Annotated in this window: 10 protein-coding genes; 4 read left to right on the top strand and 6 right to left on the bottom strand. The window is 40.7% G+C overall.

Going from position 1 to position 11,798, the window contains the following annotated elements:
* Window positions 1–3,114: alpha-amylase (locus AC4GME_RS13175; protein ID WP_490379545.1), on the top strand; the 3,114-nt coding region annotated here is incomplete at its 5' end.
* A 158-nt stretch (window positions 3,115–3,272) separates the two neighbouring features.
* On the opposite strand, the gene AC4GME_RS13170 is transcribed toward AC4GME_RS13175, so the two are convergent.
* Window positions 3,273–3,776, bottom strand: coding sequence for a lactoylglutathione lyase family protein (locus tag AC4GME_RS13170; RefSeq protein ID WP_490376984.1), 504 nt, complete (start codon window positions 3,774–3,776; stop codon window positions 3,273–3,275).
* 97 nt (window positions 3,777–3,873) lie between these two features.
* On the opposite strand from AC4GME_RS13170, the gene AC4GME_RS13165 reads away from it, so the two are divergent.
* Entirely contained in the window at window positions 3,874–4,743 is an 870-nt protein-coding gene (locus tag AC4GME_RS13165; RefSeq protein ID WP_490376983.1) for a LysR family transcriptional regulator, read from the top strand.
* A gap of 46 nt (window positions 4,744–4,789) precedes the next feature.
* On the opposite strand, the gene AC4GME_RS13160 is transcribed toward AC4GME_RS13165, so the two are convergent.
* Window positions 4,790–5,782, bottom strand: coding sequence for an ABC transporter substrate-binding protein (locus AC4GME_RS13160; RefSeq protein ID WP_490376982.1), 993 nt, complete (start codon window positions 5,780–5,782; stop codon window positions 4,790–4,792).
* A gap of 166 nt (window positions 5,783–5,948) precedes the next feature.
* Window positions 5,949–6,938, bottom strand: coding sequence for an ABC transporter substrate-binding protein (locus tag AC4GME_RS13155; protein WP_490376981.1), 990 nt, complete (start codon window positions 6,936–6,938; stop codon window positions 5,949–5,951).
* 261 nt (window positions 6,939–7,199) lie between these two features.
* On the opposite strand from AC4GME_RS13155, the gene AC4GME_RS13150 reads away from it, so the two are divergent.
* Complete coding sequence (locus tag AC4GME_RS13150; protein WP_490376980.1) at window positions 7,200–8,276, top strand: endonuclease/exonuclease/phosphatase family protein; 1,077 nt, start codon at window positions 7,200–7,202, stop codon at window positions 8,274–8,276.
* A 196-nt stretch (window positions 8,277–8,472) separates the two neighbouring features.
* Here the strand turns inward: AC4GME_RS13150 and AC4GME_RS13145 are convergent, their stop codons facing one another.
* From AC4GME_RS13145 to AC4GME_RS13135, 3 genes are all read right to left on the bottom strand, one after another.
* Window positions 8,473–9,042 carry a YceI family protein gene (locus tag AC4GME_RS13145; RefSeq protein ID WP_490376979.1) on the bottom strand — a complete coding sequence of 190 codons (570 nt, stop codon included), beginning with the start codon at window positions 9,040–9,042 and terminating at the stop codon, window positions 8,473–8,475.
* A gap of 10 nt (window positions 9,043–9,052) precedes the next feature.
* Complete coding sequence (locus AC4GME_RS13140; protein ID WP_490376978.1) at window positions 9,053–9,595, bottom strand: cytochrome b; 543 nt, start codon at window positions 9,593–9,595, stop codon at window positions 9,053–9,055.
* Window positions 9,596–9,750: 155 nt separating this feature from the next.
* Window positions 9,751–10,392 (bottom strand): glutathione S-transferase, encoded by a 642-nt coding sequence (locus AC4GME_RS13135; RefSeq protein WP_490376977.1) that lies wholly within the window; start codon window positions 10,390–10,392, stop codon window positions 9,751–9,753.
* A 135-nt stretch (window positions 10,393–10,527) separates the two neighbouring features.
* Between AC4GME_RS13135 and AC4GME_RS13130 the strand changes: the two genes are divergently transcribed.
* On the top strand, window positions 10,528–11,634 hold the full coding sequence (locus AC4GME_RS13130; protein WP_490379544.1) for a GGDEF domain-containing protein: 1,107 nt from the start codon (window positions 10,528–10,530) through the stop codon (window positions 11,632–11,634).
* The last annotated feature ends 164 nt before the right edge of the window (window positions 11,635–11,798 follow it).

The following is an 11,798-nucleotide window of genomic DNA, read 5'->3' as shown; positions in this document are numbered from 1 at the left end:
GGAACGGAGCTGCTGCGTTCTAAGTCGATGGAGCGTGATTCTTATGATTCAGGTGACTGGTATAACCGCGTTGATTTCAGTATGCAGAGCAACAACTGGAATGTTGGTTTACCGCGATTTGATAAAGATGGTCAAAACTGGGATGCCATAAAGGGGATCATTGCTAATCCAAATACTATTGCTTCTTCTGAAAATATTAACTGGACGAATGAGCGTTTTAAAGAACTGCTGGCAATCAGATCTCAAAGTGAACTGCTACGTTTAGGCACTTCTCAGGAGATCATAGACAGGGTTACTTTCCATAATGTAGGCACCGCTGAGATAAATACCATTGTTATGAGTATTGATGACGGTGTCGAAATGGGGGATGATCTGGATTCGAACTATGAAGCGATAGTGGTGGCAATTAATGCCAGTACTTCGGATAAATGGGTAAGTATTCCTGGAGCTGATGGTTTTGAATTGCATCCAGTGATGCTGGCGGGTAATGATTCGCGTTTAATTGCGGCTCGGGTTGACGTTGCAACTGGCAAGTTAGTGATTCCGGGACTTTCAGTTGTTGTCTTTGTGAAACCGCAGCAAGGGGATGTTCAGGGAACGGGTATGGATGCGCCTGTCGCGCCTCTTTACCTGCGCGGTGAATTTAACGACTGGGGAACTGATAATTTATTTGAATATAAAGGGCAGGGGATTTATGAACTTGATCTGACTTTAGATGCATTGGAAACGCTTAACTTCAAGTTGGCTAGCAGCAATTGGAGCAGCATCTATTCAGGTGACAGTCTGGGTAAAGGTACTGACAATGAGCTGCTGAATGACTGGTGGGGAAGTGCTGATGACAGTGACGGTAATTCGCAGTTTATCGTGCCAATAACTGGCTCTTACCACTTTAAGTTAGATCTGAGCAATCCGAGCAATGCACTGCTGACAATTGTTCCTCCAGCTGGAGATCTTGGTACGCCGCCACCTTTCAATGTTGAAGCACTCTATCTTCGTGGCACATTAACCGACTGGAATGGCGGTCTTCAGATGACCTATATCGGTGATGGTAAATATCGAAGCAAAGTTTATCTGCGCTCTGGCGAGTATCAGTTCAAGCTTGCATCGGCAGATTGGACGCCTGTGTGGGCATATGAAAATCTGTCTGCCGCAGTGGATGGTTTGGCATTGCAAAATGCTAATTATGATTCTCAAATTACGATCACGGTAACGGCGACTGAACAATATACCTTTGAACTGGATGCAGTTAACGACACTCTAAGCATTACATCAGATGGCAGCGGAAGCACTGTTAACGAAACGATGATGCAGTATTTCCACTGGTATAACACCGCGGAAGATAACTTGTGGAGTATGGTTTCTAGCGAAGCGCAAAATCTGGCGAATGCGGGTATCACTGCATTATGGTTACCGCCGGCTTATAAAGCGATGGAGATTACAGATGGCAGTGGCAAGCTGGACGTGGGTTACTCAACCTACGATCTGTATGATCTGGGGGAATTTGATCAACAGGGACAGACTCGTACTAAATACGGTGATAAGACGCAATATTTGGACGCTATCTCTGCTGCTCATACAGCGGAGATTAAGATCTACGCTGATATTGTGCTGAATCATAAGATGGGAGCCGAGGCAACAGAGCAGGTTACAGCCGTTCGTGTAGTTGCGGATGACCGTAATAGTGAGCATGGCGGTGATGTCGAGATAGCAGCTTGGACTAAATTTGATTTCCCTGTTCGTGCTAATCAGTACTCTGACTTTAAATGGAGCTGGGTGCATTTCGATGGCGTAGATTGGGATCAAACTAACGAAGAGAAGAGTATTTTCAAATTCCGCGGTGAAGGTAAAGCGTGGGACACTCAGGTGAGCAGTGAATATGTAAACTATGACTACCTGATGGGCGCGGATCTGGATATGGGTCATCCTGACGTTGTCGCAGAGCTCAATACATGGGGTAAATGGTATGTTGAATTTGCAGGCCTAGACGGCTTACGTCTGGATGCGGTTAAACATATTGATACTGGCTTTTTCAACACATGGCTAGATTCTGTGCGCAGTTCGACAGGTAAAGAGTTGTTTACGGTCGGGGAATACTGGGATTATGATCTGGCTTCGCTGCAGACCTATCTGAAAGATACCAACTACCGTATGTCGTTGTTTGATGCGCCGCTGCATTTGAACTTCCACAATGCTTCTAAGGGAAGTGGTGGCTACGATATGGGCAGTCTGATGAATGGCACCTTGATGAAAAACAACCCGGCTCATGCGGTTACCTTAGTTGAAAACCATGATACGCAGTCGCTGCAGGCGTTGGAATCGCCAGTTGAGAACTGGTTTAAACCGCTGGCTTACGCGTTTATTCTGCTGCGTCAGGAAGGTTATCCGAATGTATTTTATGCGGATTATTATGGCGCAACTTACACGGATAAAGGTACAGACGGGAATGATCACACTATCGATATGACATCCAATAAAACGACCTTGGATATTTTATTACAGGCACGTCGTGATTATGCGTACGGTAAGCAGATCAGTTACTTGAATGACTCTGATGTGATCGGCTGGACTCGTGAGGGTGACAGCGAACATTCAGAAGGTATGGCTGTGTTAATGACCGATGCAGACGCTGGTACAAAATTGATGGCGATGGGCATTGATAATGCGGATGAGTGTTTTGTTGATATCACCGGCAATTATGCGGCCGACGATACCGTATGTACGGATGCTGATGGTAACGCTACCTTTAAAGTGAAAGGCGGCAGTGTTTCGGTTTGGGTGGGCGGTCACGTCAAGCCAGAGCAACCTCCTGTTAGTAATCTGGGTAGCTTTTATCTTCGTGGTACGCCTAATGGCTGGGGTGCAACGGCGATGATTTTGGTATCGGATCACATCTGGGAACTGGTTGTCACATTCACTGGAGATGGAGATGGAGATGGTACTCAACGCTTTAAGTTCACCGAATATAACAACTGGGATACACAGTGGGCTGACTGGGATGAAAATGGTATATTGAACGAAAATGATAATAGCAATATTTACACAGATGTTATCGGCAACTATCTGCTTCGTGTTAACGATCAAGATATGAGTTATACAATTACCGTAGCTCCTTAGTGATGAGAATGTCATGTAAGGTAAGGGCGGTACAGCCAGTATCCAGTTAATTCAAAAGACCAGCCCCCGTGCTGGTCTTTTTTTTTGCCCGGCGTTTGCTGGCCATATCATGGTATTGGCTGTGAGCCGAACCGTGTTTTATAGTGAACGGCATTTTTTTATTTATAAGCTCCCGCTGCATAGGTCAGTTCATAACTGTGGCTGTAAATTTCTAAAATATTACCAAATGGGTCTTCCATATAGATCATGCGGTAAGGTTTTTCACCCGGGTAGTAGTAGCGCGGTGCTTGCATGCGTTTTTTTCCGCCCGCAGCAACGATTTTTTCTGCTAACTCTTCAACATTCGGATCTTGAACACAGAAGTGGAAGACACCTGTTTTCCAATATTCAAAGTTGTTTTCAGGGTTTTCCTGGTTTTTAAATTCAAATAATTCCACGCCGAGACGGTCGCCCGTTGACAGGTGGGCAATACGAAATTTATCCCAGTGAGAGCCAAATACATCGGTGCACATTTCACCAATTGCACTTTTATCTTCGACAACTTCAGTTGGCTCCATAATTAAGTACCAACCTAATACTTCGGTATAAAATTTGACGGCTTGTTCAAGGTTGGGAACAGATATGCCGATATGTGATAACGCTCTTGGGTATGCAGTGCTCATAATATTCTCTTCGTTAGTGGTTAGATAAGATAGATACTATAGTGTATGGTGAAGTATGAAAAATTATCATTTATTATCGAAATGAGAGCAATTTGTAATGATTAATCCTGTTTTGTTACACACCTTTTGCACGCTGGTTGATGTCGGGCACTTTACGCGCAGCGCAGATAAACTGCATATGACCCAGTCCGGGGTTAGTCAGCATATTAAAAAGCTTGAGCTGCAGCTTGATAGTGAGTTATTAGTCAGAGAGGGAAAGTCATTTCATCTTACAGATGCGGGGCAGAAAGTGTATCGCGACGGGCAGGAGATACTATCTGCGCTGAGCAGATTGGAAAATAGCGTTAACCTGGATGCAAAGTATGAAGGGCTCGTAAAAATATCTTCACCGGGCAGTATCGGTTTAAAGTTGTATTCTTTATTGCTTGATTATCAAGCAAAGCATCCGCAGTTGCAGGTTGATTATATATTTGCACCGAATAGGCAAATTGAGTTTGATATTGCCGATCGTAAATATGATCTCGGTATTATGAGTCAATTGAGCGAACTTGATGATGTAGTTTGCCAAAAAATAGGCACGGAAGAGCTGGTGTTGGTAACAGCAAATACAATCACTGCCGTTGACTGGAACTGTTTATTGCAGCTGGGGTTTATTTCACATCCTGATGCACAACATCACAGTCAATTATTATTAAGTGAAAATTTTTTAGAGTTTGAATGTTGCGCTCAATTTGAGCATAAGGGTTTTTCCAATCAGATTGGTTTGATACTCGAGCCGGTAAGTCGAGGTTTTGGTTTTACCGTTTTACCATTGAATGCGGTTAGATCATTCCATAGCCCAGATTTAATTACAGTTCATACTTTGGCTAATCCTGTGAGCGAACCTCTTTACCTCTGTTTTCATCGGCATACGCATATGCCCAGAAGGGTAAAAGAGGTCATGCGGTTTATTAAAGAGGTGTTGTAGCATATTCCCGTCCCTAACCAATAAAAATAGTTAGGGAACCGCTCTGTTAATCAATAAATATTGTTCTTTTGGCCATTTTTTCCGGTAGTGTCAGGCCATATTTGTGCAGCGCTTTACGGCTAAAAAGATAACGCCCTTTTTCTGCTGTTTTTGTTCTAATCTGGTAGGGTTGTACCTTGCTTACAAGTACTTCTTTTGCCATCTCGGCCGCCAGCTTTCCTTGCTCATGACCAAATATAACCAAACCGCCGATATTCTTATTTTCGCCAATAGAATAATCCCAAAAACCAAAAGGAGGAAGTGGTGTATTTTTGGCCGACCATTCAAGAACCTGTTCTTCTGGCATATGCTTGCCTTCACTGTCTTTCAGTGTATGGAATAAACCTATAAATACCGCATCATAATTTTTATCAGCAGCGCTGAGCAGTGTCTTCTGCCACTCAGACCATTCGCCAATTCGTTTTATATCAACCGCAATACCAGATATTGTCAGTTGTGTATTGCTTGAAAATACTTCTTCTAAAATAGTGTGGGAGATAACGCTGTTGTCGAACATAACTAATACACGGTTTACTTTCTGTGGCAGCACCTGATCAATGATAGGAATCGCGCGTTTAAGCAACGGACGCTCCAACACGCCGGAAATATTTTTACTTTGATGGATATTGTAATGACGGGGGTTATTATTTAATCCCAGAAAGATAACAGGGGTTGTTACCTGGAGAAAACGCTCACTGAGATACTGCACCGCATTATCGTCGCCTAAAATTACTAAATCGGGTTCGAGTTGTTTATAAAAATTCCATGCTTTATCCGAGCGTTCTTTATATAAAGACTTAGCAATACGTTTAGTGTCCATCTGAAAGTAATGCAGATCAAAATCATCTTCTAATACCGATTGAATACCCTGCTTGTAACTGATATCCCAATCAAACTCGCTGTGGTAGCTTTCGATGACTAATATTTTTTGTTTGGCAAAACTTTGTACAGGTAAATAAAGTAAAACTAAGCATAAGCAGTAATAAATTGTTCTTTTCACGGGGAAAACCTTATTTGCTAAATCCTTTTAGCGCAGTGTCTTGTTCCTAATTTTTGCAAGAATAGACTGTTAATGGGTAGGGGGATATATAAGTTGATGTTTTTGTCGAACTTTGTCACAGTAATTTTTATCGACAAAAAAAAGAAAGGGAAGTTTTATACCATTTTTAGTCAATCAAGATCGCTTTATTTTCCAGTTTCTGCGGCAGCGTAATGCCATATTTTTGCAGCGCTTTACGACTAAAAAGATAACTGCCTTTTTCAGCCGTTTTTGTGCCCAACTGATAAGGTTCGATACCTGTTGTCAGTACCTCTTTTGCCATTTCCGCAGCCAGTTTTCCTTGCTCATAACCAAACAGTACTAAGCCTCCAATCGCTTTATCCTGACCAATTGAAAAATCCCAAAAACCAAAAGGGGGAACCGGGGTGTTTTTTGCCGACCACTGAAGAACTTGCTCTGCGGGAATATGGTTATTATCTTTGTCTTTAAGGGTGTGGAATAAACCTAAAAACACAGCATCATAATTATTAGCCGTACTTAACAGTTTATTTTGCCAGGTTTCCCAGTCACCAATTAACCTGATTTCGACCTTAATACCGGAGATAATTATCTGTGTATTAGTGGAAAATACCTCTTCTAAAATAGTGTGAGAGGTCAGGCTATTATCAAACATCAATAATATACTAGTTACTTTTTGGGGTAATAACTGGGCCACAGTTGGAATCGCACGTTTAATCAAAGGGCGCTCTAATACACCGGTTATGTTTTTACTATGATGAATATTGTAATGGCGGGGGTTATTGTTGATACCAAGGTAGATTACAGGTGTTACGGTTTGAGAAAAACGCAGAGAGAGGTAATTAAGCGCATTATCGTCACCTAAAATAACTAAATCGGGTTTTGTCTTTTGAAAGTGCTCCCAGGCTTTATTTGCTCTTTCCTGGTAAGCCGTTTTAGGCAGGCGTTTAGTATCCATCTGGAAATATAACAGCTCAAAATCATCTTTAAAGACCGATTTAATACCGTCAATATAATTCTGATCCCAAGCAAATTCGCTATGGTAACTTTCTATGATTAAGACTTTTTGTTTGCCTAATAACTGCAAAGGTAAGCAAAGCAATATTAGCCCCAGGCAACTGGTTATTATTTTTTTCACGTGCAAACCCTCATTTGCTAATTCCTTTTAGCATTACAGCCACTCTTTTATATTTAGCTGATTAAGTATAGTTCTTTATCTGTATATTAATTATCTGTTTGCTTGATATTTTGAGGGAGAAGGGCGAGTTAAACGTGCCTGATTCAAAGCAAACCGGCCGGTTACATGAGCTAATCGCTATCTATAGAATCCTAAGCTTAATAACACCCTCGCAGCAATTGCGTTATAATCCTTATATAAACATCACCTGAGACAATCAATTTGCCAGCAAATAATCCACCTGAGTCTGAAACAGTTCAAAGCTCAAATGAGCTTGTGCCTCATTCTAAACTCAAAATTGCCACCTTTAATCTGTTTAATTACCTTGAGCCTCCGTTTGCTTATTATGATTTTGAGCGAATCTACAGTGCGGCGCAGTGGGACAAAAAGCAGCGTTGGATTGCCGATTACTTGAATGAGTTTCAGCCCGATCTGGTTGGTTTTCAGGAGGTGTTTAGCCCTGAGTCGTTATGTGATCTGGTTTTACAACATGGTTATAAGCATTTTGCAGTGGTGGATCAACCCGAGATCGTTGATGATTTTATCTTCCGAAGTCCTGTGGTTGCTATTGCTTCACGTTATCCGATTAAAAATGTTGATGCAGTTATTCCAGATACAGATCTTGCGCTGGCAATGGGGCTTACAGACGATTTTTCGTTTAGTAGGCAAGTGTTGCGGGCAACGGTTGATTTACCGCATATTGGTGATTGTGATTGTTATGTGGTGCATTTTAAGTCTAAACGACCAATGCTTGAATTTGAAAATAACGATCGCCTGTCGAGTGAAAAAAATATTGTCGAAAAGCTTAAAGCGCAGGTGGCGGGTGGTTGGGGATCAACAATTCAACGGGGCAGTGAAGCTGCCCTGTTGATGGTTAATATGATAAACCGTCGTGAGAAAACCGGACTGCCTATGGTATTGATGGGAGATTTTAATAATACCCTGGCAGATGGCATTCTAACTCATCTGATAACGGACTCTCTACGTTTTGTTTCCAAATACGACAGCGAGGCTTTTCTTGCTAAATACCTGTTAAAAGATTCATGGGATCTGTATCAGGCAACCGATAATGACACTGAACATATAACACGTAAAGCGACCCATTATTTCGGTGAAACTAGTTCGGTGCTCGATTATATTTTATTGTCCTGTGAGTTTGATGCGCGCTGCCAATCAAGCATCTTTGAATTAAGTGAATACCACACTTATGACCGGCATTTAATCAATCCTATCTTTGATCGTGATGGTGAAAGTACCGATCATGGTATTGTGTTAGTGACACTGACGTTACGTTCATAATCTTGAAGTAGTTTGGGTATAGAAAGGAAGTTGTCATTGTCGTACCGTGAGATTTGCAGTTGAAGCACCTGAAGTATTAGAATTTGATAGTTGCTAAGTGTAATTGTTCGATTTGTGGAAAGTCGGAGGGCGCTAAAAAAGCCCTTAAAGAATTTAAGGACTTATTATTGAGCAATTATGATGGCGGTATTAAAAACTACAAACGAACACCCTCAACGTGTAAGTCCATATCCACATAACTGGAGCTGCCCATTACCTGGATCGCAAAGTCTGCTAGCTGCAAACGTGTTGTACCTTGAAAACCTGCGCGATATCCTCCCCACGGATCCTTACCTTCACCGATAAAATCAGCATCAATAGTGATCGTTTTAGTGACACCATGCAGAGTTAAATTACCGGTAATGGCTAAACTTCCATCGGCTTTGGAGCTTACTTGTGTACTGATAAATTTTGCAGTCGAAAATTTGCTCGCGTTAATGAAATCGCTGCTTTTAATATGTTTATCTCGCTCAGCATGGTTAGAATCTAGGCTACGAGTATCAATATTTACAGTCACTTTAGAAGCGGCAATATTTTGCGGATCAAAGCTAAATTGACCGTCGAATTTATTAAAACGGCCTTGAATAAAGCTGTAACCTAAGTGACTCACTTTGAAATTGATTGAAGCGTGTGCGCCTTTGCTATCTATGTTGTAATCTGCTGCGTTGGCAAATGTTGGCATTAGCATCGCAGCTGTTAGTGCCACTGGCAAAAATAATTTTTTCATTATTAAATTCCTATTGTTGTTTGATGCGAAGCATTTTATTTAGGGTATTGTCTTGATTAATAAAGTGATGTTTTAAAGCGGCAAGCGCATGAATAACCGCTAAGCCAATCAGTGTAAATGCCAGGTAGTAATGTACGATACCGGCAATATCTTCCTGGTTTTCAAAAAAAGAGCCAAAACCTGGCACTGAAAACCAGTTAAATATTTCGATACTTCGCCCGTCTGCGGTTGAGATCATGTACCCTGAAATAAAGATACTAAGTAATAAAAGGTAGAGGGTGGCATGGACTATTTTAGCACTTTGTATTTCCCACTTTTCACCTTCAATTTCAGGTGTCGCGGTTATCTTTTTCCAGATAATACGAAATAGGGTCAGTGCAAATAAACACAGGCCAATAGATTTATGCCAGTGAGGGGCTGTTTTATACCACTCACTGTAATAGTTGAGATCAACCATCCACAATCCAAGAGCAAACAAGCCGAAAATAAATAATGCTGAAACCCAATGCAGGAGTTTAGCTGTCATATTATATTGCTTAACTGCTTCTAACATTTAAATACCTTTCTAATATTATGAACACAAGTTCATCTTAGATGATATTTTTGACAATCAAACAGACAGAAAAAGAATAGTTTGTTCAAAATTTCTGATGGTTTATACCTAAACCATCAGAAATAGGGCAATCCATTTCCAAGCAGAGTTTATTCTTACTGAGTTTCTGGGAAGATGATTTGTTGTTTGGATTCAAGCCAGGTCGGGTATTTTTTCATTATTGATCTGAACAGTGCGGAGTCGCTAAAATTGCTTAACCAGATTTTTAGACTCGGGTAGGGACTTTGCTCAAACCACTCTTTATCAACACAAGCAAACTGGCGTATAAATGGAAATATTGCCATATCAGCAAGACTGATTTTTTCACCAGATAGGTAAGGGCTATTTGTCAGTCGGTTTTCTAATTTTGTTAAAAACTCTTCACCATTATCTCGGTAATAAATTGCAGGGTATTGTGGAAAACGGTCCGCATATTTGTATTTATCGAGCCAGCCTTTAAATTCAAAATCATTTTCGTCAATTAAACTTAACATCTCAGCTAAATTACCCTGCAGCCAACCATCAGGATCGCAACGTTCTAACGCCCAAACCATAATATCTAAACTTTCATCAAGTACAGTTCCATCTGCTGATTGTAAAACTGGTACAGTACCTTTTGCAGATAAAGCTATCATCTGCTCAGGTTTTAACTTTAAGGTGATTTCTCGAAGTGAAACCTGTTGTTGGCTATAGGCGATTGCTAAACGTGCACGCATCGCATAAGGGCAACGACGGTATGAATAAAGTATGTGATTCATAAGTTGATCCTAGGCAAATATTTTCTATAAAGTAACGCTTACAGCCAGTGCAAGCAAGTATTGTGCTTTTGTTTATATTGAGCATGGCTATAATTAAATTTCTCACTCTCTTAAAAAATTAATATTAGGTAAATTATGGAGTCATTTCGTTGGGATACGTATTTTGTTACTGGGCTTGCTGAGGTTGATCAGCAGCATTTTCATCTTGTCGGCTTAATAAATAAATTTGGTAATTTACTTGCACAAAATGAATTATCATTAAAAGATATTGAAACTGTTTTTCAAGAGCTACAGGAATATACGATTTATCATTTTCAGGAAGAAGAGACACTGATGGAAAAAGCGGGCATTGATGCGCGCTTTTACTCTCAACATATTAAAGCTCATTTAGATTTTTTATTAAAAATAACAGTAATGCATGATGAAATTTCAGTTGAAAATCTAACTGCATCAAGGGATCTTTTAAACTTTTTAACACATTGGTTGGTTTATCATATTTTGGGAATGGATCAAAATATGGCAAGGCAACTTGCAGCCATCAAGAAAGGCAGCACTGCAGAGCAAGCTTTTCAAGCTGAGAGTACGGAAGTTGATAGTGCGACCGAAGCGTTATTAAGTGCTTTAAGCAGCTTGTTTAAGCAGGTATCTGAACGTAATAAAGAGCTGCATCAATTAAATCAGACACTGGAAATGAAAGTTGCAAAACGCACGCAAGCGTTACAAGAAGCCAATCAACATCTTAAGCAACTTGCTGTAACTGATGCGCTAACTAACCTGCCTAATCGTCGTTATGCAATGTCTCATCTAACAGCATTGTGGAAAAAAGCGCAGCAAAAAAACAAACCACTTTCCTGTTTGGTGATTGATGCCGATCATTTTAAAGTAGTCAATGATACTTACGGGCATGATGCGGGTGATAAAGTATTAATTGAACTTAGCCAGCAACTGCAGCAAACGTTACGTAATGACGATATTGTCTGTCGTTTGGGCGGTGATGAATTTCTGGTTATTTGTGAAAATACCGATTTTGCGGGTGCTAAGCATATCGCACAGCTGCTATGTGACGCCGTGGCTGAACTTAAAGTACAAATAGGGGAAGGCACCTGGTGCGGCAGTGTCAGCATTGGTGTGGCGAGTAAACAAGATAATATGCAGCAAGTGGAAAAGTTAATTAAGATGGCAGATCAAGGTGTGTATTTAGCAAAAAAAGCCGGCAAAAATTGTGTTAAAAGTATGATTTAAAAAAGGGATAGTTTTACTGTTTCCCTGTGTTTTTTTACTTCGCTATCTGTTTTTTCTCTAATTGTGCTTGTTTAATAATTTGCCAGGAAGAGGATAAAAACAGACTTACTATACCCATGATACCTCAAGGTGCTTTATCAGGACTCAGCTCGGAGACCAGAATA

The organism is Psychromonas sp. (assembly GCF_983033635.1).
Note: the sequence above shows the minus strand (reverse complement) of the source record. Positions and strands in the feature narration are given on the sequence as shown.

What these genes read in the sequence shown, in the direction of transcription:
- AC4GME_RS13130 (WP_490379544.1), top strand. Translation starts at nt 10,528, where the DNA reads ATGGAGTCATTTCGTTGGGATACGTATTTTGTTACTGGGCTTGCTGAG.
- AC4GME_RS13170 (WP_490376984.1), bottom strand. Translation starts at nt 3,776, where the DNA reads ATGAGCACTGCATACCCAAGAGCGTTATCACATATCGGCATATCTGTT.
- AC4GME_RS13165 (WP_490376983.1), top strand. Translation starts at nt 3,874, where the DNA reads ATGATTAATCCTGTTTTGTTACACACCTTTTGCACGCTGGTTGATGTC.
- AC4GME_RS13140 (WP_490376978.1), bottom strand. Translation starts at nt 9,595, where the DNA reads ATGTTAGAAGCAGTTAAGCAATATAATATGACAGCTAAACTCCTGCAT.
- AC4GME_RS13135 (WP_490376977.1), bottom strand. Translation starts at nt 10,392, where the DNA reads ATGAATCACATACTTTATTCATACCGTCGTTGCCCTTATGCGATGCGT.
- AC4GME_RS13145 (WP_490376979.1), bottom strand. Translation starts at nt 9,042, where the DNA reads ATGAAAAAATTATTTTTGCCAGTGGCACTAACAGCTGCGATGCTAATG.